Source organism: Paramicrobacterium agarici (assembly GCF_002563955.1).
GTDB classification, from domain to species: domain Bacteria; phylum Actinomycetota; class Actinomycetes; order Actinomycetales; family Microbacteriaceae; genus Paramicrobacterium; species Paramicrobacterium agarici.
Window position 1 is genome coordinate 688666 of the sequence record NZ_PDJE01000001.1, and the last position, 25665, is coordinate 714330.

A 25665-nucleotide genomic window follows, 5' to 3' on the forward strand; every position below is an offset into this window, starting at 1 on the left:
CAGAGTTATCCAAGTGTGCAATTCCAGCTTGTGCGTGCGCGCGTGCAATGGCAAGAGCAGATGCTGCGCAGTGCGCCCACGGTCAATGGCTGTGCGTGCTGGGTCTACCCGTCGCCGTGCACCGCTGGAACGATGAGGCACAGAACGTCCCTATCCGCCCCTGGAAAGGATTCCCATGTCTCGCAATGTCGCGGCGACAGACACAGCCCCTGCGCGTCGACTCGGTGTGCCCGCCATCACCCTCATGATCATCGCCGCCTCGGCACCGCTCACGGTCGTCGCGGGCGGCGCGACCACAGCGTTCTCCGTGACGGGTTCGCTCGCCGTTCCCATCGGGTACATCGTGCTCGCGATCGCCCTCGGCATCTTCGCCGTCGGGTACGCGGCCATGAGCCGTCACATCACCAACGCCGGAGCGTTCTACGCCTACGCCGCTCAAGGGCTCGGACGCCCCGTCGGCGTCGGTGTCTCGCTCGTGGCGCTGATCGCCTACAACTGCATGCAGATCGGCATCTACGGCATGCTCGGCTTTCAGGTCTCCGACTTCGTCAGCTCGATGTTCGGCGTCACCATTCCCTGGTGGCTCGTCGTCATCGTGTGCATCGGCATCGTCGGCTGGATGGGCGTGAACCGCATCGACCTGTCGGCCAAGGTGCTCGGCGTGCTCGTCGCCCTCGAGTTTCTCGTGGTGATCGTCTTTGACGTCGCGGCGTTCGCGAACCCGACGGAGTCGTTCACGGCGCAGCCGATCTCTCCGACCGAGATCTTCACGCCGGCGATCGGCGCTGTGCTCGCGTTCGGCGTCGCCGCGTTCATGGGCTTCGAGCAGGCCGCGATCTACGGCGAAGAGGCGAAGGACCCGAAGCGCACCGTGACACGAGCAACGTTCACGGCCGTCGGCATCATCGGCGTCTTCTACGCGCTCTCGTCGTGGGCGCTGTCGCTCGCGATCGGAACGGAGAAGATCACGTCGGCCGGCATCAGCCCCGAAGAGGCGGGACCGCCACTGTTCTTCAACTTCGCCGCGACGCACTTGGGTGTGATCGTCGTCGACATCATGTCTGTGCTGTTCATCACGAGCGTCTTCGCCGCCGTCGTCAGCTTTCACAATGCTGTCGCCCGCTACGTCTTCTCTCTCGGCCGTGAGCAGCTGCTTCCCCGCGGGCTCGCGCGCGTGAGCCGCAGCGGCGCACCGTGGGCGGGGTCCGTGGCGCAGACAGTTCTGGCGCTCGTCGTCGTTGTGCTGTTTGCGATCGGCGGCATCGGCTCTGAACTGGGGCCGCTCTACCCCGTGATCACGCTCTTCACGTGGCTCACGAACACCGGCGCGATGGGCCTCGTTCTGCTGATGGCGGTCATTGCGCTCTCGGTGATCGGGTACTTCCGCGGCAACCCGAACGACGCGGGGCCGTGGACCACGCTCGTGAGCCCGATCATCGCGTTCCTGTTCCTCGCGACGGTATACGTTCTGATCGTCGCGAATTTCAACGTGCTCATGGGACAGGCCGAAACCAACGCGCTCACCTTCGTGCTGCCGCTGCTGGTCGTCGTGCCCGGCATCATCGGCATCGGGTGGGGCATCGCTCTCAAGTCGAGCAGACCCGAGGTGTACGAGAACATCGGCCGGGGCGCTCCCGACCCGCTCCCCGACGCGGAAGTGCTCGACGCTCAGCCCTGAGCATCGAGTCAGATCGTGTCGAGCAGGTCGTTCTCGTCGATCGCCGACCGGGCGAGCACGCGATAGCCCTCGTTCTCGAAGAACACCGTGATGCGATCGTCTTTGGTGCTCATGACCGTGCCCTCGCCCCACTCGCCGTGCCGAACCCGCGTGTTCTCGGCAAAGGGATCGCCCGCGACGTGTTCCGACTGCTCCGCTGTTCCCGCGCGGCAGGTGTCGCAGTTGCCGCACGGTTCGTCAAGGCGCTCACCGAAATACGCGAGCAGAAACTGACGGCGGCATCCTGTCGTCTCGGCGTAGCCTCTCATCATCTCGAGGCGCGATTCGGCGATCCGCTCGCGCATCTCTGACTGTTCCTCGGCCCGCTCCGCTCCATCCCGCGCGCTTCCCGTGAAGGAGTCAGAAATGCGGATGCTGCCGTGCGCTCTCTCGAGCACGGCAGCGTCGTGCAGCAGTCCGACGATACCGCCCACCTTGCGCGTTGATGCACCGACAACGCGCGCGAGCTCCGCGGTTCGAACCGGACCATCGGCGTGACGCAACGCGGTCACAACGGCCTCGGCGACGTCGAGATCAGCATGCTTCGCCGTGAAGTACGCGCGAAGCCCCAGATCTTCTGCGCGATAGTGCAGCCGCGCGTCAGCGGGTTCGCCGTCACGGCCCGCGCGGCCGATCTCCTGGTAGTAGCTGTCGAGCGACGCCGTGATCGCCGCGTGGTGCACGAAGCGCACGTTCGGCTTGTCGATGCCCATGCCGAAAGCATTCGTTGCGGCCACGACGTCGAGCTCGTCGGCATGGAACGCCTCGTGCACGCGCTTGCGCTCCGCCGCGGGCAGGCCCGCGTGGTACGCCGCCGTACGCAGCCCGTGTTCGGCGAGAGCATCCGCATACTCGGTGGCGGTTCTCCGTGTGCCGACGTACAGAATACCGGGCATGTCGAGATTCCGGATGCTGTCGATGACAGCGTCGCGCTTCTCGTCTTCTGATTCGTAGCGTGCGACGCTCAGAGCGATGTTCGGTCGATCGAAGCCTCGTGTGAGCACGAGGGGCTCGCGCATGCCGAGCCGCTCCACGATCTCTTGGCGCACCGGGAGCGCACCGGTGGCCGTGAGCGCGACAGTGACGGGGTGGCCGAGCTGCTCGATCACGGCGCCGAGTCGCAGATAGTCGGGGCGAAAATCGTGCCCCCACGCTGAGATGCAGTGCGCTTCATCGACGGCGAACAGCGAGATGCCGATCTCGCCGAGCCGGCGCATGACGTCGGGCTTCGCGAGCTGCTCGGGAGAGAGAAAGATGAACTCGGACTCGGCGACCGCGAGCGACGCCCAGGCATCTTCGTTGCGCCCGTCGCTCTGCGCGGAGTTCACCGCGACAGCATCCACCTCGCCTGGTGATTGCGCGATGCCCGTCATCTGGTCGCGCTGCAACGCAATGAGCGGCGAGACGACAACGGTCGCTCCGGCGATCAGCATGCCGGCCACCTGGTAGATCGCCGACTTGCCATATGCCGTCGGCATGACGCAGAGCGTGTCGGTGCCGTCGACGACTGCCGCGATCGCGTCTTCTTGCCCGTGTCGCAGCTCGTCCCATCCAAATGATTCGGCTGCCACGCGTCGCGCGCGTCGACGCAGATCGCTCGAGCTCATTGCATCCTTTCGCATTGCCACCCGGGGCCGTTGCATCCAGTCAAGGGCGCTTTTGCGCCCGGCGCCACCGGTTGGCACGCGTCGGTGTTCGTGATAGCGCGCACAAGCGCAAGGGGGTCGCGCGTTGTTGGGAGCATTCGTAGTCTTATCCCGAGCGGTGATGGACGACCGCTTACGAGAAAGGAGTGCTCATGCCCGCATCGGAGGAAATGCCCGACACGATCAAGCGTTCGCCCAAGCACGCGCAGGAGATCTGGTCGAAGGCGCACGATTCTGCCGTTGACGAGTACGGCGAGGGCGAACGCGCCCACCGCACCGCATACGCGGCTCTCAAGCACGAGTACGAGAAGGTCGGCGACCACTGGGAGAAGAAGGAAGACTCCGGCCCCAGCGACAGCAAGGCAGAGGGCGGCCGCGGCTCGGGCGGAGAGTCCCACGGAGGCGTCGACGCGAACGCGTCGAAGGAGCACCTCTACGACGTCGCCCAGAAGCTCGACATCAGCGGCCGAAGCACCATGGACAAAGACGAGCTCGTTGACGCGATCGACAAGGCCAACAAGCGCGAGACGCGCGACTCACGCGAGAACGACTAGGCCGGAAGCAGCTCGAGGCGCGTCAGCTCGCGCGTCTCGATGTCGATCATGGCCGCCGTATCTGGCGGAACGGGCGTCCAGCCCTGCGTGTCGACGCCGCTCGAGATGACCTGCATGCACGAGTCGGTCGCCTGATAGTCCATGGCGTAGTACTCGTTCTCGTGGCGCGCCGGAATCGCGTCGGGCGACTCGAACAGCGCACGCAGCCCCTCCTTCGGCGAGTCCGCGCGGCTGTTCACGTGCACGGCGAACAGGTGCGCCGGCGTGAGCAGCAGCGCATTGAGACTGTCGTTCGGGAATTCGCTCATCAGCATCCTCAAAGCCTTTGAGACGCCCTCTGCCTCGTCGCCGGTCTCGTCGATGCACTGCATGATGAGGCGAAAGTAGCGCTCGCTGTCGGTGTCGCCGCGCAGCTTCTCGAGGGACTCTGGCGTGAGCAGCGCTTCAAGGCGGTCCATCGGCCCGACGTGGCCGTTGTGCCCGAAGGCGAAATTTCCGTCGACGAACGGATGCGTGTTCTCGGGGCTCACGGGGAGTCCGCCTGTTGCCCAGCGAAGATGCACGATTCCCGCCGTGCCCAGTGGCTGAGCGGCAAGCCGCGCATACTCCGGGTCGACGTCGGCGGCTAGCGGAGAACGCGCCGTCTTTGTCGAGCCGTCGGCGTCGTGCCAGGCCATGCCCCAGCCGTCTCCATGCACGCGGGTCAGCGCCGTGAACTCGTCGAACGCCTCCTCACCCAGTTCATCAACGACCGCTGTTGGTGCGGCAGATACGTATCCGAACAAGCGACACATCGTCACCCACCTTTCCCATATCGTGTTTCGAGCCTCTCGCCAAGCCCGTTTGCAGACAACCCGTTGACTGGCACCGTGAAGATATGCGTACTGTCGGGGTTGAAGAAGAGCTCTTGCTGGTGAACGCCGAATCGGGAATTCCGCGCTCGGTCGCGTCGCGAGCGATCGAAAGGGCCGACGCCACGAAGGGTGAAGAGGGCGGCTCACTCGATCACGAGCTGCAGCAGCAGCAAGTGGAGACAGATACGCCACCGCGATCGGGCATGGAGGAACTCGACGACGACGTGCGCGAGTGGCGCCGCACGGCGATTGCAGGCGCGCGGCGCGCCGGCGCCCGCGTGATCGCCGCAGGCACATCGCCGGTTGCGGCCGAGCCGAAGGTCGATCTCGATCCACGTTACCTGCGTATCATCGAGCACATCGGGCTGACGGCTCGAGAGCAGCTGCTGTGCGCGTGCCACGTGCACGTGTCGGTAGAGTCCGACGATGAAGGCGTCGGCGTGCTCGACCGCATCCGACATCGCACGGGCCTGCTCACAGCGCTCAGTGCCAACTCTCCATTCTGGAACGGCGTCGACAGCGGGTATGCGAGCTTTCGCTCGCAGGCGATTCTGCGTTGGCCGACGTCTGGTCCTCAAGATCTCTATCGATCGGCCGGGCAATACCACGCACTCATCGACACAATGCTCGGCACGGGCGTCATGCTCGACGAGGGCATGGTGTACTTCGACTCCCGCCTCTCAAGTCGCTACCCGACCGTGGAGATTAGGGTCGCCGACGTCTGCTCCGACGTGCGCGACACTGTTCTCATTGCCGCCCTCGCTCGGGGCCTCGTCGACACAGCGGCGCGCGAGTGGGCCGACGGCGAGCCGCCTGCTGAGATTCCGACGTCGGTCATTCGGCTCGCCAATTGGCAGGCTGGTCGCTTCGGGCTCAGCGGGGACCTGCTCGACCCGACGACGATGGAGCCGCGGCCCGCGCGCGACGTGATCACGGAGTTCGTCGACACCCTGCGCCCCGCACTGCGAGCCAACGGCGACGAGGAGCGGGTCGACGCTGGGATCGACCGCCTCTTTCAGGGAGGAACAGGCGCCGACCGGCAGCGTGCGTCATTGGAGAAAACCGGTCGCCTGAGCGACGTCATCGCCTACCTCGCTCGGGTCACGGCCGCGCAAGACGAGTAGCGCGGCCGGTCGGATGGGGGGAGAGAGGATGCTGTCGCTCACGGGGCGCGGCAGCATCCTCGTGCGTGTTTTGAATCGCTGAAGCCGTCGCGTGGACTCGCGCGAGCCAGTATGTTACCGTTCACATGGATGGTGCCGAACGGCAGCGGCGCGGGTACTCGCCGGCTTTTCGCCTGGCAGTCGCTGTGTCATCTGACACGAAGGAGTTCTGAGATGACGATCGTTCTCGATCAGCTGGCCCCCGAGGTTCAGGATGCTGTCGCGCGCACGCGCCAGCGCGTCAGCGACCTTCACGCGGAGCTTCCGCGCAACCAGCTCGTCGTGTGGACGGCGGGCAACGTCTCGGAACGCGTGCCGGGGCAGGACCTGTTCGTCATCAAACCCTCGGGTGTCTCGTACGACGAGCTGTCGCCGGAGCTTATGGTCGTGTGCACGCTCGACGGTGCGAAGATCGTCGACGGCACTGCCGACAGCCTGACCCCCTCGTCAGATACAGCGGCGCACGCCTACGTGTACCGCCACATGCCCGAGGTCGGCGGCGTCGTGCACACGCACTCGACGTACGCCACAGCGTGGGCCGCGCGCGGTGAAGAGATCCCGTGCGTGCTCACCATGATGGGCGACGAATTCGGCGGCCCCATCCCGGTCGGACCGTTCGCGATCATCGGCGACGACTCGATCGGCCGGGGCATCGTCGAGACGCTCCGGCATTCGCGGTCGCGGGCCGTTCTTATGCAGAACCACGGTCCCTTCACGATCGGGAAAGATGCGAAGGATGCCGTGAAGGCCGCCGTCATGTGCGAAGAGGTAGCGCGCACCGTGCACGTCGCCACCCAGCTCGGTGACCCCATCGCGATTCCAGCGGAGATCGTCGATTCGCTCTTCGACCGCTACCAGAACGTCTACGGGCAGGGCGCGACGTCATCCGATTCTGCAGCGCAGCCCGGCTCCGCAGCATCGTCCGCGTCAGCAGCATCGCCACAGGAGGCATGAGCAATGCAGAACCCCTTTGAACGTCGCGAGATCTGGTTTCTCACGGGAAGCCAGGGACTCTACGGCCCCGAGACTCTCGACCAGGTTGCCGAGCAGTCGCAGCAGGTCGCGTCGCTGCTCGACGATGCCGACAGCATCCCCGTGAGAGTCGTGTGGAAGCCCGTGCTGACCGATCGCGACGCCATTAAGCGCACGGCCCTCGCCGCGAACGCCGACGACGCATGTGTCGGCGTCATCGTGTGGATGCATACCTTCTCGCCCGCGAAGATGTGGATTCTCGGACTCGACGCGCTGCAGAAGCCGCTGCTGCACCTGCACACGCAGGCGAACGTCGAACTGCCGTGGAGCACCATCGACATGGACTTCATGAATCTCAACCAGGCGGCGCACGGCGACCGCGAGTTCGGTTACATCGCGACGCGGCTCGGCGTCGCGCGCACAACCGTCGTCGGCCACGCCTCGAGCGATGCCGTGGGCGAGCGCGTCGGTCGTTGGGCCCGCGCGGTCACCGGCTGGGCCGAGCTGCACGAGCTTCGCCTTGCGCGGTTCGGCGACAACATGCGCAACGTCGCGGTCACCGAGGGCGACAAGACCGAGGCGGAGCTGCGACTCGGCGTTTCGGTGAATACGTGGGGCGTCAACGATCTCGTCGCGGCCGTCGATGCGGTCACCGAGGATGCTGTCGAGGCGCTCGTCGCCGAGTACGACGAGCTGTACGACGTCGCCCCCGAGCTGCAGCCGGGCGGCGCGCGGCGCGACGCGCTGCGCTACGGCGCCCGGCAGGAGCTTGGCCTGCGGTCGTTCCTTGAGCAGGGCGGCTTCGGGGCGTTCACGACGAACTTCGAAGACCTCGGCGGGCTGCGGCAGCTACCGGGCCTCGCCGTGCAGCGGCTCATGGCCGACGGGTACGGCTTCGGCGCCGAAGGCGACTGGAAGACCGCGATCCTCGTGCGCCTCGCGAAGGTCATGGGCTACGGGCTGCCCGGCGGCGCATCGCTCATGGAGGACTACACCTACGAGCTCACGCCGGGCAAAGAGAAGATCCTCGGGGCGCACATGCTCGAGGTCTGCCCCTCGCTCACGACGGCGAAGCCGAGCCTCGAGATCCACCCGCTCGGCATCGGCGATCGCGAAGACCCGGTGCGCCTGCGCTTCACGGCCGACCCCGGCGACGGCATCGTTGTCGCGATGTCCGACATGCGCGAGCGGTTCCGCCTCGTCGCCAACCCTGTCACGGTCGTCGAGCCCGACGAAGAGCTGCCGAATCTTCCCGTCGCGTGCGCGGTGTGGGAGCCCAAGCCGGACTTCGCGACGTCAGCATCCTGCTGGCTCACCGCGGGCGCCGCGCACCACACGGTCATGACGTCGGCGCTGCACCTCGAGGTGTTCGAGGACTTCGCCGAGATCGCCCAGATGGAGCTCGCGGTCATCGACGAGGGCACCACGACGCGCGGCTTCGCCAACGAGCTGCGCCTCGGCCAGGTGTACTACCGCATGGCACAGGGTCTCTGACAGCGGCGTCGCCGAAGGGAAGCAGCATGACGACGACAGCGTCACCGTCGACAGGCGCCGAGGCCATCGCCCAGGGGCGCGCGAGTCTCGGAATCGAGCTCGGGTCAACGCGCATCAAGGCGTGCCTGATCGATGAGGCGGGCGTCGCGCTCGCCGCGGGCGCGCACGCATGGGAGAACGAACTCGTCGATGACAACTGGACGTATTCGCTGGATGCTGTCTGGGCGGGCCTGCGCGACTGCATCGCCGACCTGCATCGCGATGTGCGCGACCGCTGGGGCACCGACCTGACGCGCGTCTCCGGCCTCGGAGTTTCGGCGATGATGCACGGCTACCTCGTGTTCGACAGCGAGGGCGAGCCGCTCGTGCCGTTCCGCACCTGGCGCAACACCTACACAACAGAGGCGGCCGCGCAGCTGACCGAGGCATTCGGGCAGAACATTCCACTGCGGTGGAGCATCTCGCACCTGCTGCACGCCGTGCTCCGCGGCGAAGAGCACGTCGCGCGCATCGAGCAGCTCACGACTCTTGCGGGGTACGTTCACTGGAAGCTCAGCGGGCGTCGGGTGCTCGGCGTCGGCGATGCGAGCGGCGTCTTTCCGATCGACGCGGCGACCGGCGGGTACGATGCCGCGAAGCTCGACGCGTTCGGTGCGCTCGAGGTCGTTGCCGATGTGCCGTGGTCGCTCGGCGGCATCCTCCCCCAGGTGCTCAGCGCGGGGCAGGATGCTGGTGAGCTCACCGCCGCTGGCGCTGCCCTGCTCGACCCGACGGGCACGCTGCAGCCCGGAGCGGTCATGGCGCCGCCGGAGGGCGACGCTGGCACGGGCATGGTCGCGACGAACAGCGTGCGGCCGCGTACGGGCAACGTGAGCGCGGGAACGAGTGCATTCGCGATGGTCGTGCTCGAGAAGGCGCTGACGGGAGTGCGCGAAGAGATCGATCTCGTGACGACGCCCGCGGGCGACCCCGTCGCGATGATCCACACGAACAACTGCACGGGAGATCTCGATGCGTGGATGCAGATGTTCGGTGAGTTCGGGCGACTGATCGGTGCTCAGCTCGACGAGACGGAGCTGTATCGGCTGCTTTACAGGCACGGCATGACGGGAGCCGCCGACGGCGGAGGGCTGCTTGCGTACAACTACCTGTCGGGCGAGCACCAGACGGGCGTTGCCAGTGGGAGGCCGCTGTTCGTGCGCGCTCAGAACGCCGACTTCACGCTCGCGAACCTGATGCGCACGCACCTCTACTCGGCGTTCGGCGCGCTCGCGACGGGCATGCAGGTGCTTCTGCGCGACGAGAAGGTCGCGCTCGACGAGCTGTTCGGGCACGGCGGCATCTTCCGAACCGCGGGGGTTGCGCAGCAGGTGCTCGCGGACGCTCTCGAGACGCCGGTCTCCGTGAGCAATGCGGCGGGTGAAGGCGGCGCGTGGGGAATGGCGCTCCTCGCGACGTTCGCGGCGCGTCAGGCGACAGCATCCGGTTCTGATCTGACGCTCGCTGACTACCTCGCCGACGTGGTGTTCACCGGCACCGAGTTCGTGACGGCGCAGCCGGATTCCGAGGGTGTGCGTGGCTACGCCGACTGGCTCGAGCACTACCGTGCCGGTCTCGCGGTGGAGCGTCTGGCGGGAGAGACGCTCCGCTAGCGGTGTCTCTCGCAGCGGGCGTGTCGCGAACAGGTTCGTCATAGCCCTCCACACCCCACGAGTGAGCCGCAGTTGTCCACACGTCGTCGTGCTCGAAGGCGTTATGCTCCATCGCCGGGCACAGTGCTGTTATGCCTCTTTGTCACAGCGCCCCGACCTCATGGCACTTAGTTAACTCGACGAGACGTCGCATCTGCCGTACAATTGTCCGTACCGTACGGAGGGCTGTTATGGCAGCGACAGAGCGTCTTGAGTTCCGCGTGAGCGCGCAGGTCAAAGCAACGATCCAGCGCGCGGCAGATCTTGTCGGCGAGCCTGTGACTGCATTCGCGCGCTCGGCTGCGGAGGCACGCGCTGACCGCGTGTTGCGTGAACACGACATGGTGACTGTCGTGCCCGACGCCTTCTTTGACGATCTGATGGCGGCGCTCGACGCACCCGCGATTGCCAATCCTGCTCTGGTGGAGGCCGGACAGCGGTTGCGTGCGAGCGTTACGCGTGCCTGATACAGGCGGGCCACAGGGGTTTTTCTCAGAGCGCTTCGACCCGAGAAAGCATGATGTGTCCACATTCTCGTGCGGTGTCGATAACCTCGACGCCTGGTTGAGGGAACAGGCAGGGAGCGCGGACGCGAGACGAACCGCGCGAACGTGGGTGTGGGCTACTCGTGGCGGAGACGTTGTCGGGTACTACGCGCTCGCCGCCCACAAAGTGCAGCGTGAGCACGTGCCGACACGGATCGGGCGAGGCGGACCCGCCGAGATTCCTACTGTGCTGCTGGCCCGCCTGGCGCTTTCCGTTGACCTGCAGGGCAAGGGTCTCGGCGCCGCGCTCGTCGCCGATGCTCTTGAGCGTGTTGTCGTGGCAACGAAGGTCGTCGCTGCGCGTCTTGTCGTCGTGGACGCCCTCGACGAGAACGCCGCGCAGTTCTACGAGCAACTCGGCTTTCGCCGCATTCCCACGAGCATGCGCCTGGTGCAGAAGATTTCAGATATTGAGGCGGCCCTTGGCTGAATGCGGCGTGCCATCATGTGCGGCTCACGGAAGTAGTGCTCGCAGAGTCGGCTTGCGCTTTGAGCTGCGGCAGAATATCGCCGATGCCCACCTCGATGCGGCTGTACACCTCGTTGTTCAGCACGAGGGTTCCGTCGAAGTCGCCCGCGTTCGCGTAGAAGCCGACGGGTGCCGTTGCCGCCTGGAAGAACCCGAAGAGCGGGCGAAGCACGTGCTCGATCACGAGCGCGTGGCGGTCGCTGCCGCCGGTCGCGACGAGAATGACCGGCTTATTCGCGAGCGCGTACTGCTCGATGAGGTCGAAGAAATGCTTGAACATTCCCGGGTACGACGCGCGAAAGACGGGCGCGGCCGCAATGAGCACGTCGGCGCTCTCGGCCGTCGCGAGGGCCTCCTCGACGTCTGCCGTGACGTCGTCGCGCATTACGGCGCTCGTGAAGCCAGGCCCGAGCCGGTAGACGTCGATCCGAGTCGTCGTGATCGGGAGCTTCTCGGCGAGCGATGACGTGACGAGATCCGTCAGGCCCATCGTTTTCGACCGCTCGGTCGGGCTGCCGTTGACAATGACGACATTGAGGACGCTGCTCACGCGGCGACCTCCTCACGCGATGCGATCTCACGCCTCACCACGGGCGCCACCTCGGTGCCGAGCAGCTCGATCGCCCGCAGGTGCTCCGGCTGCGGCAGGCCGCCGAAGCCCATCTGCACGATGATCCTGTCAATGCCGTAGATGTCGTGGTAGGCGAGGATCTTGTCGATCACCTCGTTCACGCTGCCCGCAAGCAGCGCACCTCCCGCGCTGGCCTGCGCGTCAAAGGCGTTGCGGGGAATCGTGAACCCTTCGCCCCGCTGGTGGTTGTTCTCTTGCATGCCGCGGGCGAAGTAGGGGTACATCGTGTCGCGAGCACCCTGACTGGTGTCACCGACGTAGCCGTGGAGATTGATGCTCATCCGCTGAGATTCCAGACCGTGTCCGGATGCTTCCGCAGCCTGTCGATACAGGGCGGCAGCCTGCTGCATGCCGGTGATCGGCCCGAGCAGAAGAGCAAGCGCCATCGGGAGGCCGAGCTGACCGGTGCGGATCGCCGATGCTGGAGTGCCGCCAACGCCCACCCAGATAGGGAGGTCGCCGATCGGGCGCGGCGCCACGTCTGCGTTGATGAGCGGGGCTCGAAGCGTGCCTTCGTTCCACGTGACCGGGTTGTTCGCGCGGATCGCCAGCAGCGCATCGAGCTTCTCGCGGAAGAGATCTGAGTAGTCGGCGAGGTCGTAGCCGAACAGCGGGAACGACTCCGTGTATGAGCCTCGGCCCGCGATGATCTCAGCGCGCCCGCCCGAGAGCAGATCGAGTGTCGCGAAGTTCTCGAAGACGCGCACCGGGTCGTCGGAGCTGAGCACGGTGACCCCGCTCGTGAGATGGATTCTGCTGGTCTGCGTGGCGATCGCCGAGAGGATCATCTGCGGAGCCGAAGCGACGAAGTCCGAGCGGTGGTGCTCGCCGACGCCGAAGACGTCGAGTCCGGATTGTTCGGCAACGCGCGCTTGCTCCAGGGTCTGCATCATGCGCTCGGCCGGTGAGGGCATCGCCCCCGTGCTCAGGTCACTCGTGAGTTCCCCGAAGGTGAGGACGCCGATTTCGAAGGCCATGTCAGTTCTCTTCCGTCGTTCGTGTGTCGCGTTCATGCGTGTCGCTCGTGCCCGTCGGGTTCTCGGTCGCTCCGTAGGCGTGACCCCAGCTCGTGATGTCTTCAAGGATCGGCAGGAGAGCGAGACCAGCGATCGTGAGCGTGTATCGCACCCGCAGCGGGCGCGTGTCGACGACCGTGCGCTCCACGAGTCCGTCGGTCTCGAGTTCGCGCAGTCTCTTCGCGAGCATCGTGTCGCCGATGTGTCCGACGAAGCGGCTGATCTCGGCAAACCCGGTGCAATCGCGACCGATCGCCTCGATGATGATCCCTGTCCATCGTCGGCCGATGATGTCCATAGCCGTGACGAACGAGGGACATGCGCCGCCAACGGCCTCCTCGATCGGGAGGTCGGATCTCGATGACGTGCGGTCAGTCATTTCTCACTCCACTTTCTGTAGTCCCTACAGATAGCAAAGTGAGTGTGGTGGATATTCCCGGCACCTGGGATCTCTGTCAGGCGGCGTCGAGCACCTGGCGCCGCAGCTCACTGGGCGGGCACCCGAAACTCGCCTTGAATGCCCGGCTGAAGTGCGCTGCATCGATGAACCCCCACCGCGCGGCAATCGCCGCAACCGGCAGGTCGGCGAACTCAGGAGCGGTGAGGTCCCGTCGGCAGTTCTCGAGCCTGCGCTGCCGCACCCAGGTCGACACCGTGGTTCCCTGTTCGCTGAACAGGGCGTGCAGGTACCGCACCGACACGTGGTTCGCGGCCGCGATGCTTTGCGGATCAAGCGTGGTCGACGCCAGGTTCTCATCGATGTACCGCATGATCGACGAGGTGAGGGCGGCTTTGGGCGAAGCGGATGCTGTGGAGCCGAGCTCTGCGGCGTACAGCGTCGTGGTGAGATCGACCGCTGCTCGCGCGAGCCGGGTGCCAGCGGGTCCGTTCAGCACGTCGAGGTTGGCGGCGAGACCGGTCAGGAACGGCGTGATCACGCGCGTCAGCGCAGAATCGTGGCGCATGCACACGGCGGTCATCTGCGAGAGGGTGTCCGGCGCGATGCCGAGTGCGTCGTGGTCGAACATGAGCACGAGCGTGCTGAACTCCCGGTTGAACTCGAGAACATACGGGCGCTCGGTTGAGTAGATGGCGATGTCGCCGGGACTCAGCAGCGCTTCGCGGCCGTCTTGCACCAGCATCCCTGTTCCGCTCAGTTGCACGCTCAGCTTGAAGTACGGAGCATCGCCGCGCGCGATGAGTTCCGGGGTGCGCTCAACGGCGTGCTTGCCGGCTTCGACGATCGACGCGTGCACGCCGTCACGCTCGACGGCAGCGATTGCGCCGCGGAAACCGCGATGCGCCGGCGCGGTCACGCGCAGCGGAACGAACGATTGTGAGACAGCGTGGCTGAACTCGGCGAAGTTGAGTGGGCGCGCGGAGTCCGGCGCCTGGGCTGTGGGAGGGGCAGACACCTGGGGCTTCGGGAGTGACATCGTTGACCACCTATCGGGCACGGATCGGGCGCCATCGCAAATAATCCGTTTGTGCAATTTTAGCCCGGTGCGTGCAGAAGTCCAGAGCTCTCCGCATCGGCGGCCCCAGACAGGCGAACGCCGTCCGCGGCGCTGGAATCGGCAGCGTCGCGGACGGCGAGTGCGGGAACGTCAGCCGTTGATCACCTGCGGCACGCCCAGTGCCTTCAAGCCCTCGACGCCGAATTCGAGACCGTAGCCCGACTGCTTGACACCGCCGAACGGAATCATCGGATGCACGCCGCCGTGCGAGTTGATCCACACGGTGCCGGCCTCGATGCGCGCAGCCACATCGCGAGCGGCATCCCGATCCCCCGACCACACAGACGCGCCGAGGCCGACGTCGAGACCGTTCGCCATGGCGACAGCCTCGTCCACGTCGCTGTACCGAATGATCGGCAGCGCCGGACCGAACTGCTCGTGCTGCACGAGATCGTTGTCGTTGTCGATGTCAGCCACGAGCGTTGTCGGGTAGAAGTAGCCCGGCTGCTCAGCATCCGGATTGCCACCCATCACCACCCGCGCACCCGACGCCTTCGCCGACTCGACGAGCCGCGCCACGATGTCGAACTGCGCCTTGTTCTGCAGCGGCCCGAGCACGTTGTTCTCGTCGGTTCCGACGCCCATGGGCATGGATGCCGCGACGGCGGCGAGCTCGTCGACAACCGCGTCATACACGCTGTCGTGCACGTAGAGGCGCTTCATCGCCGCGCACGTTTGGCCTGTGTTGATGAACGCGCCCCAGAAGAGGTCCTGCGCGATCGCGGCGGGGTCGACGTCGGGCAGCACGAGCCCTGCGTCGTTGCCGCCGAGCTCCAGCGTCAGACGCTTGACCGTGTCGGCCGAACTGCGGATGATCGCCTTTCCTGTCGCCGTCGATCCGGTGAACATCACCTTGTCGATGTCGGGGTGGCTCGACAGGCGCGCTCCGACCTCGCGATCACCGGTGACCACCTGCAGCACGCCCTCGGGCAGCACCGAGTTGATGACCGAGACGAGCGCCAGCACGCTCAGCGGCGTGTACTCGCTGGGCTTCACGACGACGGTGTTTCCCATGCGCAGCGCGGGCGCAAACTGCCACACCGAGATCATCATGGGCCAGTTCCACGGCCCGATCGCGCCGACAACGCCGATGGGGCGGTAGTGCAGCACGGCGTGGCTCTCGCCGTCGTCGATCACGGTTTCGGCCTCGAGGGGAGTGGATGCTGCGGCACGCAGCCATGCCGAGGCGCCGCCCACTTCGAACCGCGCGTTCGGACCGTTGAGCGGCTTGCCCTGCTCGCGCGTGAGCAGCTGCGCGAGAGCTTCGGCCGAGGCATCGATCGCGTCGGCGGCGGCCAGCATGAGTTCGCTGCGCTTCGCGTGCCCGAGTGCCGCCCAGCCCGGTTGCGCGGCGCGTGCCGTGGCGACAGCCGCGTCGAGGTCGTCGACGGTGTGCACGGGAGCGCGCCCCACCACCTCGCCTGTCGCCGGGTTCGAGATCTCGCGGCTCTCGCCTGTGTCGGGGGCGATGTCGGCCAGAAGGCTGTCGAAGGTGGTCATGGCTCCTCCACGTCGAGTCGGGTGCTGTCCCCACCGTATGGCGACGGCGCGCTGCCGAGTTGTCTGGCCGGGCAGTGCGCTTGCTTCAGCGCGCAGACTCTGCCGACAGTGCAGGCGCGCTGTGCGTTACCGTGGAACCCTCTGCGGAAGGATGCTCGATGCTCGGAAACCTCAGCGGCTGGCATCTCATGATCATTGTTGCCGTCATGCTCGTCATCATCGCTGTCATTGCCGCGGTCGTCGTCGCGCTTCTTGTGTCGAGACGGCGGTCGGCACCGATGCCGCCGCCGACGCTGAGTGGAACGGCAGCCCGTCAACATCCTGCGCCGCCTGTGCGCACGACCGAGCAGCGTCTTGCCGAGCTCGACGACCTGCGGCAGCGCGGCGTCGTCTCTGATGTCGAGTATGCGCAGAAGCGCGAGCAGATTCTGCGGGAGCTCTAGCTCGACTGCTCCTCGAGGGGCGTCTGCGTGGCGGCGCTACTCCTGCGTGAGCGGCTCGAGCAGAATGGCGCTGTTGCGGCGCCGCGAGCGGCGGGGCTGAGCGTCAGAACCAGATGCCGAGCCGTGGCGCGACGGGACTGTGGAACGCCGCATCGAGGTGAGCCACGGCGCCATCCGTCAGCTCCGTGATGCGCCCCGCGCGATGCAGCGCCGTCGCGGAGGCGCCGCCCACGTAGATCTGCGCGAGATCGCGCTCGCTCAACGCCAGGTGACCAGCATCCGCTGGTGCATTTTCGGTGAGATGCGAGACGGATGCTGAGCCCGCATCGTTCACCTCAAGCAGAAAGCGCCCTTGCGCGAACTCCAGCGGGTCGACGACGTCGAGCACGAGGCGCACCGGCCGTGAATACGACCGCGCCTCGAGCGCCGCGATCGGGTCGATGATGCGCAGCCACAGGTGGTCGTACGGCGCGACCTTCGCCGCACGCACGTCGCTCAGCTGCCACAGCACGGGCTCGTCTGTCGAGCGCAAGTCTGCCTCGAGCACGCGAACGAGGTCGAGCTCGAGCAGGAACCGCCACAGCGCCGCGTACGCATCGTCGGTCGCCGCCGCGAGGTGCAGTACCGACGCAGTCAGCTTGTCGTCGGAGCCCTCCTTGACGCGGTACGCGGCGACTCCCTGCACCTCGCCTGCGGCGCCCGTGTACTGAATCGCGCGAATGTCCTTCGCCTTGTCTTCTTTGCCGGGGCGGTAGTCGATCGTGCCCGACCACAGCAGCTCGCCCAGCTCGATCTCGCCCGGGTGCTGCAGCCGCTCACGCTCGAAGATCGCGGGGCCCTGCTCGAACAGCTCGTCGAGCTCGATGAAGCGCACGCGACCGGTCGGCGTCGGTCCGGCCCAGCTCGCGCGCTTCGTGTCGATCGTGATCTTCGAGACGCGCGCGGCCGGGGCAAAGCCGAATCGGCCGTAGATGGTGGCCTCGGATGCTGTCAGCGCGGCGACAGGCACGTTGCACGCGGCCGCGGTGCGCAGCTCTGCTTCGATGAGGTTGCGGGCGATGCCCCTGCGACGATGCGTCGGCGCCACCGTCACGGCGCTGATTGCCCACGTCGGAACGGTGCCGCCCGGAACGCTCAGGGGCGTCGACCAGGTGGACACCGTGGCGACCGGATCAACGCCGGCCTCGGCGGCATCCCACACCCCTGTCGTGCGCCGGTACGCGCCCGCGTTCAGCAAAAACTCGACGTCTTTCTCGTCGTCGCGCTCGCCGTAGAAGCCGCGATTCACGACGTTGTGCCATGCCGCGTAGCGCTCGCGATCGTTCGCCGTGTCGACGAGGGCGAGTGTCAGCTGCTGCTCCGCAAGGTTCGTTGCCGAAGTCTGGTCGATGGGTGCGTCGGTGAAATCCACTCGCACAGCCTAGCGCCGCGCGGTGACGTGCACGCGTGAACGCTCAGCACTGTGAGCGCCGCGAGGAACAGATGCGGCCGCGCTGGGATGCGGGAGCGAAGGGCCGCGTCGGGCGGTGCGGGTGACGGATCATCGCCGCTGCGGTAGACAAGAGAGGTACGAAAGTGAGGGGCGATGGCGCAGCATCCTGTTTTCGACTCCGTCGATCTCGGCTCGACCGACGTGCGCACGCGCGCGATCGACCGCTACAAGTACGCGCACGACGCCTCGCACTACCTGCTTGTTCCCGATACGGTGCTCGTGCCGCACGACGCGGCCGACGTCGCACGCATCTTTCGCGCCGCGCGGGACGCTGGCAGGGCGCTGACCTTCCGCTCGGGCGGCACGAGCCTCTCGGGGCAGGGGGTTTCGGGCGACGTCATGGTCGACGTCAGGCACCATTTTCGCGGCATCTGGATCGAAGACGACGGCCGCGTGGTTCGCGTGCAGCCGGGCGCGACGGTGCGCAACGTCAATGCCAGGCTCGCGCGGCACCGCACCAAGCTCGGCCCCGACCCGGCGAGCGAGATCGCGTGCACGATCGGCGGCGTCATCGCGAACAACTCCAGCGGCATGCACTGCGGCACGACGCAGAACTCCTACCGCACAATCGCGTCGATGGTGCTCGTGCTGCCAAGCGGCACCGTGATCGACACCGCGGATGCTGACGCCGACGACCAGCTGCGTCAGCGCGAACCCGCGATGCACGCCGGTCTCATCGCGCTGCGCGACCGACTGCGCAGCAACCCCGACTCGGTCGAGACCGTCGCCCACCAGTTCTCGATGAAGAACACCATGGGCTACGGCCTCAACGCGCTGCTCGACTTCGACGCCCCGATCGATATGCTGCAGCACCTCGTGATCGGCAGCGAGGGCACCCTCGCGTTCGTCGCGGAGGCGCGGTTTCAGACGGTCCCGGCGTACTCGCACGTCGCGACCGGGCTGCTGGTCTTCGATACGCTGCGCGACGCCATGGCCGCGCTGCCCGGCCTCGTCGACCACGGATTCGCGACGGTCGAGCTCATGGACGCCGAGTCGCTCCGCGTCGCCCAGACGCTGCGCGACGTGCCCGAGGTGATCGCGCAGCTCGACGTCGACGAGCACGCCGCGCTGCTCGTCGAGGTGCAGTCGGACTCCGCCGATGAGCTCGCTGCTCTGGCAGCATCCGCCCGTGATCATGCCGCCCAGCTACCGCTCTCGAGCAGCCCAGACCTCACGACAGACCCCGCCGAACGCGCCTCGCTGTGGACGGTGCGCAAGGGGCTCTACACGGCCATCGCCGGCAATCGCCCGTCGGGAACGAACGCGCTGCTCGAAGACATCGTCGTGCCCGTGGACAATCTGCTCGCCACGTGCGAGCGGCTCACCGAGCTGTTCGCGCGGCATGGCTATGAAGCATCCGTGATCTTCGGGCACGCGAAAGACGGCAACGTTCACTTCATGCTCAACGAGCGCTTCGACGACCCCGCCAGCGTCGCGCGCTACGAGCGGTTCACCGACGACCTGGTCGAGCTGGTGCTCGCCCAGCGCGGCTCGCTCAAGGCCGAGCACGGAACGGGTCGCATCATGGCACCGTTCGTGCGGCGGCAATACGGCGATGAGCTATACGCGATCATGGTTGAGCTCAAGCGTCTGATCGACCCGGCGGGTATGTTGAATCCGGGCGTCGTGCTGAGCGATGACCCCGGCTCGTACATGCGTCACCTCAAGACCGCGCCGACCGTCGAGCCCGAGGTTGATCGCTGTGTCGAGTGCGGCTATTGCGAGCCGACGTGCCCGAGCCGCGACCTCACGACGACGCCGCGCCAGCGCATTGTGCTGCGTCGCGAGATCGAGCAGGCACGCGAGCGCGGCGACCTGTCGCTCGTCGCCGAGCTCACGGAGCAGTACGACTACGACGCCGTGCAGACGTGCGCCGTCGACGGCATGTGCGGCATCGCGTGCCCCGTCGACATCAACACGGGCGATCTCGTGCGGCGGTTGCGAAACGAGCAGGCGGATGCTGTCAGCGCGACGGCGTGGAAGACGGCGGCGAAGCACTGGGGCGCAGCGACGCAAGCGTGTCGTGCGGCGCTCACGGTTGCGAAGGTGCTGCCTGCTCCATTGGTGACGGGGGTGACGGATGCTGCGCGCGCGGCGCTCGGCGCAGACACCGTGCCGCGCTACACGGCGGATCTCCCGCGCGGCGGCACTGCTCCGCTTGTGGCCTCTGCTTCACACTCGGTGCCCGCCACAGGAAACTGTGGCGAACACAGGACGGCTCCCCAGATTCGTCCTGCACTCGGCACAAGGTCCTCTGCCCCGCGCGCCGCCGACGTGGTCTTCTTCAGCTCGTGCGTTGGCACCATGTTCGGTCCCGCGACACCTTCTCATGTGCGCGCCACAAACGTCGAACGTGAGAAGACGACAGAGGCGCGCCATGCAGCATCCGCCGAATCTCGCGCAGAGGGCGCCGGAAGCGGAAGCTGCGGTGAGAGCGGCGACGGCGTGCGGCACGCGATGGTGCGCCTTCTCGAGCACGCGGGCATCGGCATGATCGTTCCGCGGCAGGCGGGCAGCCTCTGCTGCGGAACCCCGTGGAAGTCCAAGGGCTACGCGAGCGGATACGCCGCAATGGCGACGCGCGTGATCGACAGTCTGCTCGACGCGAGCCGCGGCGGCGCGGTACCGATCGTGTGCGACGGAGCATCCTGCACCGAGGGCCTGCTCGTCATGGTTGACCAGATGCGTGCTTCTCGCCCCGAGGTCGAGGCGCTGCGTATTGAAGATGCCACGCAGTTCGTCGCGCGTGACGTGCTGCCGTTGATCGAGGCAGGTGCGCAGCAGTTGAGCACGACGCACTCCCGCGACGAGGTCGATGCTGATAGCAGTTCCTCGGCGACCGCCTGCTATTCGCCCGGAACCCCCGCTCGCGCGAAGCTGCGCCGCATCGCCGTGCACCCCACCTGTGCGACGGAGGCGATCGGCGCCACGCGCGCGCTTACGACGATCGCCGAGGCGGTGGCCGACGAAGCGTACGTTCCGGTGGATTGGGGGTGCTGCGCTTTTGCCGGAGACCGAGGGATGCTGCATCCGGAACTGACAGCGAGTGCGACGGTGCCGGAGGCCGCTGAGGTGCAGCGCTGCCATGCCGACGATCCCTTCGACGCGTTCGCTTCGGCAAACCGCCCGTGCGAGATGGCGATGTCCCGTGCGACGGGCAAGCCGTACCGTCATGTGCTCGAGCTGCTCGCCGACCAGCTCGATGCGTAGAGGCGCCGCGCCATCGCCTTCGGTTTCGTGGGAAGATCTGAGTCAGGCCGAAGATCGGCGGTCGGCCCGGCGGCGTGCAAGCGACGAGGTGCCGCGCGGCGCGCGTGTGAAGCAGAGACGACGAGGAGCGTAGGCATCGGTGATTGGAACAGCCAGCGCTGAGCGCATCCTTCTGCTGTCGACTGTTGCGCGCGAGGGCAGCATGACGGCAGCCGCCGAATCTGCCGGATACTCGGTATCTGCGATCTCGCAGCAGATCCGAAAGCTGGAGCTTGAGGCGGGTGTGCCGCTGCTTCAACGGCATAGCAGAGGAATCTTCCTGACGGATGCCGGGCGCGCGGTCGTCGAGCATGCGGAGCGCATTCAAGGCCAGATGAAGTCGCTGCAGCACTCGCTTGACGACATCATCGGCCTTCGCTCGGGCACGCTGCGCATGGGAACCTTTCCGACCGCGGGGTCGTCGTTGCTCCCCGCGGCCATCAGTGGCTTTCGCAAGGCGCACCCGTTCGTTGAACTCACGGTTCGAAGCTTTCGCAAGGTGCCGCTTCTCAACATGCTGACGAACCGAGACATCTCCATGAGCTTGCTGTGGGAGTACCCCTGGTCGCGAATCGACCACCCGAACCTCGACCTCGTGCACCTCATGGATGACCCGACCGATCTCGTTGTCTCGCACAACCACCCCATGGCCGAGCGCGAGTCCGTGTCGGTGAGTGAGCTCGTCGACGAGGTGTGGGTGATCCGTGCCGAGAAGCATCCCGTCATGGAAGCGATCATCCGGGCGTCGAACAAGGTCGGCTTCGAGCCGAAGGTTGCTTACGAGGCAAACGACTATCAGGAGGCCCAGGCGATGGTGGCCGTCGGGCTGGGTGTGGCACTGGTGCCGCGCCTCGCGCTCAGCGTGCAGCGGAGCGACGTCAAGGTCATCCCGCTGACGGGAATCGTTCCCCGGCGGCGCATCATGCTCGCGAGACTGGCGGACGGCGTGCCGAACCCGGCCGAGCTCGCCATGGTGAAGATGCTGATCGAGGCGGCGCAGGATCTGAGCTCGGCCGGTCAGCCCAGATCGTGATCTCCGGTGGCCGTATCGGTTGACGAATCGGGAAGAGCCGCGCTCGACCAAGCGGCGACAACGAGGGTTCCGGCCGCCGCGAGAAGCACGCCTACCGCACCGCTCGCCACGGCGAGTACGCCGAGCGCGGCTGGCAGCGCAGTCTGCCCGACGCGGTTCGCCGCGAGCCGGAGCGACATCGCCAGGCCCCGCGTTCCCGGCGGCGCCAGCTCCGAGATCCATGAGAGTGTGATGGGCTGGCAGATCCCGATGAAGAAGCCGTAGACCGCAGACAGCGCGATGAGCGCGGGCTGAGGTACCGGCATCACTGTGGCGGCAAGAGCGAGCGCCGAGATCGCGATGCTCCCGACGACGAGACGACGTCGCCCGCTGCGCCTGACAAGCACACCGAGAAACAGCCGCGACAGCATGGATGCTGCAGAACGAACGACGAGCATCACACTGACGGTCACCGTCGTCAGCTCCCGCTCGTGACCGAGCAGCGGCATGTACACCACGAAGAGGTCGATCGTCGCCAGAACGATGCTGGTGGCGATGAGAGCTCGAATGACTCCGTTGATGCGCAGCAGGGACATCGTCGTCGTCACGAGATGGCGTTGCTTCTCGAGCCGCTGGCGGGGGCTGCTCTTCATCACCGACGCCAGTGCCAGCATAACGATGCTGGTGCCGATCGAAATCACCAGAATGGTCTCAATGGGCGGCATCTCTGGGCGGTCGCTCGGGAGTGCGAGAAGCAGCGGCCCGAGGGTCTGGCCCAGGGACGCGGCAAACGTGTAGTACCCGAAGACGGAGTCTGCCCTGCCTCCTGCGAACCGGTTCGCCAGAACCCCTTGCGTCGAGAGGACCGTTGACAGGTGTCCAATGCCCACGAGCACTGTCGAGAGAATCAGGAGTGGGACGCTTTGTGTGAAGAGCAGGGCGACTACGGATGCCGCAAGCATCGCGGTGGGCCCGGCGACCAGCAACGGACGCTCGCCGATGCGATCCATGACGTGCCCGATGGGAAGGGCGAGCAACAGTGAGGGCAGAGCAAAAGCGGCGGTGAGTACGCCGAGGACGCTTCCCGATCCGCCGGCGTCGAGAACCGCGTACGAGAGTGTCGGTCGCAACCCGAACGAGAGAGTCTGAACGAACACCGCTTGAATCAGCACGAGCGTGAACTGGACGCGCGGTGTCACGTCATCCATCTCCTCACGATCTCAGCACGACTCATGCGTATCGGCAACGGCCTTCTCAGGATCCTGCCACTGCGACCAATCTGTTGTCTACGTTTAGAGAAACTGCAAGCTCGTTTAGGTCGCTCACCGTGCGCTCGGGCAGCTGCACTCCCTCGAGCCGAGCGCGCTCGAGATTCTCGCTCTCGTGATCGCCCGGCACGAAGATCCGCGCGCTGTCGGCGGCGAGTGGTCCCCAGACCGTCAACTCGACAAGATCGTCGGCGCGCTTCAGGAGCTCGTCTCGCGGGAGGCATGCGTCGGTCTTGATGGCAATGACCAGATGGCCGCACCGGCTGCGCCCAGTCGCAGAGTATGGCCCCACCACCTGATCGGCATAGCCGCTGCCCGTCAGAACGCCGGCGAGCATGTCGATCATGAAGGAGATGCCGTAGCCCTTATGCTCGCCGATCGGCTGCAGCGTTCCCTGCAGGGCGGCATGAGGATCGGTAGTCGCCCGGCCCTCAGCATCGAGGGCCCATGTGTCGGGAATGTCTGCGTCATTCTGAATGGCCGCGTAGATCTTTCCACGTGCAACCATCGAGTTCGAGATGTCGAGGACGACTGAGCCGTGCGGACCTCCGGGGGTCGCGATCGACCACGGATTGGACCCCACCGTCTTGGCGAGGCCGCCCCACGGGGCCATCGATGGGCTGCTGTTCGTCAGAAGAATTCCCACGTAGCCGCGCTCGGCCATGGAGCGCGTCCAGTGGCCCGCCGTTCCGAAGTGGTTGCTGTTGCGGACCCCGACGGCGCCGATGCCGAATCGCTCGGCATTCTCCATGGCGCGCGACATCGCGCGGTCAACGAGCACTTGTCCGATGCCGTCGCGACCGTCGAGGATGGTCATCGCGCCAGCATCGGTGACGACGACCGGATCTGTGCGGGCGGACATCGCTCCCGAGCTGAGCCGTGCGGAGTACCAGGGCAATCGCAGCATCCCGTGAGACTCGTGCCCGCCCATGTCTGCAGCGACAAGGCTGGCGCTGACGATCTCGGCATCCGGCTCAGGGACTCCCTGCGCGGTGAGGATGCTCGTGGCGAAGTCGCTCAGCTGCTGCGACGAGAACCGCTGACGTGTCATGCGAAACCTTTCCTCGTCGGTGAGTGCGCCTCCGGAGATAACGGCGGGAGGCCCACGACGATCCTCGCACGCAGATTTCGCATTTAGTAAAACTTAAAAATCATTCAAGTACTTCGATATTGCTTAAGTGGCGCAACCTGGCCATATTAGGGAGATGCCGCGCACTGCGTCGGCGAGCAGATGACCAGAAAGGCAAAGCGATGCGTGTACCTGCCGTTTTCATGCGCGGCGGAACGAGCAAAGCGCTCTTCTTCCACGAGGCTGACCTTCCCGAGGATCCACGGGTGCGGGACCAGTTCATCCTCGCCGCGTACGGCAGCCCGGATCCCTTTCGTCGCCAGATTGACGGCGTCGGCGGAGCGGCGTCGTCCACGAGCAAAGTCGCTGTCATCAGCGACGGTCGCGAGCAGGGCGTCGACGTTCTCTACGAGTTCGGGCAGGTGGGAATCGATCAGCGGATCATCGACCGCCGTGGCAATTGCGGCAATATCTCGTCGGCCGTGGGCCCGTTCGCCGTCGACGAAGGTCTCGTCGAGGCGACGGACCCGATGACCGTCGTGCGCTTTCTCAATGTCAATACGGGCAAGGTCATCGTCGCTCACGTGCCGACGAAAGGCGGCCGGTTCGATCCGAATGGAGAATTCGAGCTCCCGGGCGTGCCTGGGCGCGGCTCGGCTGTAAAACTCGACTACCTCGAACCCGGCGGATCGGTCACCGGGCGGCTTCTGCCTACCGGAAACGCGGTGGACCAGCTCGATGTTCCTGGTCTCGGCACGATCGATGTCTCACTCGTCGACGCCGCAAATCCGCTTGTCTTCGTGAGGTGGCGCGACGTCGGCCTCGATGGAACAGAGACGGCTGCTCAACTCGACGCAGACCAGGAGTTTCGTGCGCGCGCCGAGGCGATTCGTGCGCAGGCATCAGTGCTGGCAGGAATCGCTCCGTCTGCGGCAGAGGCTACGGCGCAGGCGCCGTCCGTCCCCAAACTGTCATTTGTCGGACCCCCGCGCGACTACACGGCTGCGAACGGTCACTCATACTCCGCGGAGCAGATGAGCGTTCGAGCAGCCATGATGTCGATGGGGTGGTTGCATCCGTCATACCCGCTGACGGGCGCGATCGCGACGAGTGTAGCGTCTCGCATCACAGGAACCCTCGTGAACGAGGCGATACGTTCGGACTCTGACTCGGTAGTCATCGGGCACCAATCAGGATTGCTCCCGATGGAAGTCGACGTCGAGTTCGGCGATACGGGCTGGTTCGCGCGCAGTGCGTCCGGATTCCGCACGGCCCGCCGGTTGTTCGAAGGCGCGGTCCTCGTGCCAGACGAGCGCCTGGACCAGTCAATGGTGTGAGTCAGCCCCCAGCAGTCACAGAAATA

22 protein-coding genes are annotated in these 25665 nt (G+C 66.1%); 12 read left to right on the forward strand and 10 right to left on the reverse strand.

Features of this window, described 5'->3' with window-relative positions; translation table 11 throughout:
* The first annotated feature begins 175 nt into the window (after window positions 1–175).
* Entirely contained in the window at window positions 176–1678 is a 1503-nt protein-coding gene (locus ATJ78_RS03510) for an APC family permease (protein WP_245836191.1), read from the forward strand.
* 8 nt (window positions 1679–1686) lie between these two features.
* Here ATJ78_RS03510 and ATJ78_RS03515 read toward each other — a convergent pair whose 3' ends face one another.
* Window positions 1687–3324, reverse strand: coding sequence for a RecQ family ATP-dependent DNA helicase (locus tag ATJ78_RS03515; RefSeq protein ID WP_098406335.1), 1638 nt, complete (start codon window positions 3322–3324; stop codon window positions 1687–1689).
* Between the two features lie 191 nt (window positions 3325–3515).
* On the opposite strand from ATJ78_RS03515, the gene ATJ78_RS03520 reads away from it, so the two are divergent.
* Window positions 3516–3917: a ChaB family protein gene (locus ATJ78_RS03520; RefSeq protein WP_098409184.1), complete on the forward strand. Its 402-nt coding sequence runs from the start codon at window positions 3516–3518 to the stop codon at window positions 3915–3917.
* On the opposite strand, the gene ATJ78_RS03525 is transcribed toward ATJ78_RS03520, so the two are convergent.
* Entirely contained in the window at window positions 3914–4711 is a 798-nt protein-coding gene (locus tag ATJ78_RS03525; RefSeq protein WP_143741366.1) for a class II glutamine amidotransferase, read from the reverse strand. The two genes, ATJ78_RS03520 and ATJ78_RS03525, sit on opposite strands and share 4 nt — an antisense overlap.
* 83 nt (window positions 4712–4794) lie before the next feature.
* Here ATJ78_RS03525 and ATJ78_RS03530 point away from each other — a divergent pair, with 83 nt between their 5' ends.
* The 6 genes from ATJ78_RS03530 to ATJ78_RS03555 all read left to right on the forward strand — a co-directional run bounded on the left by ATJ78_RS03530 (window position 4795) and on the right by ATJ78_RS03555 (window position 11066).
* The gene (locus ATJ78_RS03530; RefSeq protein WP_098406337.1) at window positions 4795–5895 is read left to right on the forward strand and encodes a glutamate--cysteine ligase; all 1101 of its coding nucleotides are present in this window, start codon (window positions 4795–4797) and stop codon (window positions 5893–5895) included.
* Window positions 5896–6108: 213 nt separating this feature from the next.
* A complete protein-coding gene (locus ATJ78_RS03535; RefSeq protein WP_098406338.1) occupies window positions 6109–6888 on the forward strand; it encodes an L-ribulose-5-phosphate 4-epimerase in 780 nt (259 codons plus the stop codon).
* Between the two features lie 3 nt (window positions 6889–6891).
* Window positions 6892–8400 (forward strand): L-arabinose isomerase, encoded by a 1509-nt coding sequence (gene araA, locus ATJ78_RS03540; protein WP_098406339.1) that lies wholly within the window; start codon window positions 6892–6894, stop codon window positions 8398–8400.
* A 26-nt stretch (window positions 8401–8426) separates the two neighbouring features.
* On the forward strand, window positions 8427–10052 hold the full coding sequence (locus tag ATJ78_RS03545; RefSeq protein WP_098406340.1) for a xylulokinase: 1626 nt from the start codon (window positions 8427–8429) through the stop codon (window positions 10050–10052).
* 230 nt (window positions 10053–10282) lie between these two features.
* A complete protein-coding gene (locus ATJ78_RS03550) occupies window positions 10283–10558 on the forward strand; it encodes a type II toxin-antitoxin system TacA family antitoxin (protein WP_098406341.1) in 276 nt (91 codons plus the stop codon).
* A 55-nt stretch (window positions 10559–10613) separates the two neighbouring features.
* Window positions 10614–11066 (forward strand): GNAT family N-acetyltransferase, encoded by a 453-nt coding sequence (locus tag ATJ78_RS03555; RefSeq protein ID WP_098409185.1) that lies wholly within the window; start codon window positions 10614–10616, stop codon window positions 11064–11066.
* A 13-nt stretch (window positions 11067–11079) separates the two neighbouring features.
* Here ATJ78_RS03555 and ATJ78_RS03560 read toward each other — a convergent pair whose 3' ends face one another.
* The 5 genes from ATJ78_RS03560 to ATJ78_RS03580 form a co-directional block, all read right to left on the reverse strand.
* A complete protein-coding gene (locus ATJ78_RS03560) occupies window positions 11080–11655 on the reverse strand; it encodes an NAD(P)H-dependent oxidoreductase (protein WP_098406342.1) in 576 nt (191 codons plus the stop codon).
* Window positions 11652–12713: an LLM class flavin-dependent oxidoreductase gene (locus ATJ78_RS03565; protein ID WP_098406343.1), complete on the reverse strand. Its 1062-nt coding sequence runs from the start codon at window positions 12711–12713 to the stop codon at window positions 11652–11654. Before ATJ78_RS03565 ends, ATJ78_RS03560 begins: the two co-directional genes overlap by 4 nt.
* Before the next feature lies 1 nt (window position 12714).
* Complete coding sequence (locus ATJ78_RS03570; RefSeq protein WP_098406344.1) at window positions 12715–13131, reverse strand: winged helix-turn-helix transcriptional regulator; 417 nt, start codon at window positions 13129–13131, stop codon at window positions 12715–12717.
* 76 nt (window positions 13132–13207) lie between these two features.
* Window positions 13208–14188 (reverse strand): AraC-like ligand-binding domain-containing protein, encoded by a 981-nt coding sequence (locus tag ATJ78_RS03575; protein WP_098406345.1) that lies wholly within the window; start codon window positions 14186–14188, stop codon window positions 13208–13210.
* A 171-nt stretch (window positions 14189–14359) separates the two neighbouring features.
* Entirely contained in the window at window positions 14360–15769 is a 1410-nt protein-coding gene (locus ATJ78_RS03580; RefSeq protein WP_098406346.1) for an aldehyde dehydrogenase family protein, read from the reverse strand.
* 158 nt (window positions 15770–15927) lie between these two features.
* Here ATJ78_RS03580 and ATJ78_RS03585 point away from each other — a divergent pair, with 158 nt between their 5' ends.
* Window positions 15928–16212 carry an SHOCT domain-containing protein gene (locus ATJ78_RS03585; protein WP_098406347.1) on the forward strand — a complete coding sequence of 95 codons (285 nt, stop codon included), beginning with the start codon at window positions 15928–15930 and terminating at the stop codon, window positions 16210–16212.
* 103 nt (window positions 16213–16315) lie between these two features.
* On the opposite strand, the gene ATJ78_RS03590 is transcribed toward ATJ78_RS03585, so the two are convergent.
* Window positions 16316–17623 (reverse strand): GNAT family N-acetyltransferase, encoded by a 1308-nt coding sequence (locus tag ATJ78_RS03590; protein ID WP_169923374.1) that lies wholly within the window; start codon window positions 17621–17623, stop codon window positions 16316–16318.
* 174 nt (window positions 17624–17797) lie between these two features.
* Here ATJ78_RS03590 and ATJ78_RS03595 point away from each other — a divergent pair, with 174 nt between their 5' ends.
* Window positions 17798–20914 (forward strand): FAD-binding and (Fe-S)-binding domain-containing protein, encoded by a 3117-nt coding sequence (locus ATJ78_RS03595; protein ID WP_098406349.1) that lies wholly within the window; start codon window positions 17798–17800, stop codon window positions 20912–20914.
* A 139-nt stretch (window positions 20915–21053) separates the two neighbouring features.
* A complete protein-coding gene (locus ATJ78_RS03600; RefSeq protein ID WP_211288417.1) occupies window positions 21054–21986 on the forward strand; it encodes a LysR family transcriptional regulator in 933 nt (310 codons plus the stop codon).
* On the opposite strand, the gene ATJ78_RS03605 is transcribed toward ATJ78_RS03600, so the two are convergent.
* Complete coding sequence (locus ATJ78_RS03605; protein WP_098406350.1) at window positions 21971–23173, reverse strand: MFS transporter; 1203 nt, start codon at window positions 23171–23173, stop codon at window positions 21971–21973. The genes ATJ78_RS03600 and ATJ78_RS03605 overlap by 16 nt on opposite strands.
* A gap of 46 nt (window positions 23174–23219) precedes the next feature.
* Window positions 23220–24284: an Ldh family oxidoreductase gene (locus tag ATJ78_RS03610; protein ID WP_098406351.1), complete on the reverse strand. Its 1065-nt coding sequence runs from the start codon at window positions 24282–24284 to the stop codon at window positions 23220–23222.
* A gap of 200 nt (window positions 24285–24484) precedes the next feature.
* On the opposite strand from ATJ78_RS03610, the gene ATJ78_RS03615 reads away from it, so the two are divergent.
* A complete protein-coding gene (locus tag ATJ78_RS03615; protein ID WP_098406352.1) occupies window positions 24485–25639 on the forward strand; it encodes a 2-methylaconitate cis-trans isomerase PrpF family protein in 1155 nt (384 codons plus the stop codon).
* Window positions 25640–25665: the final 26 nt, after the last annotated feature.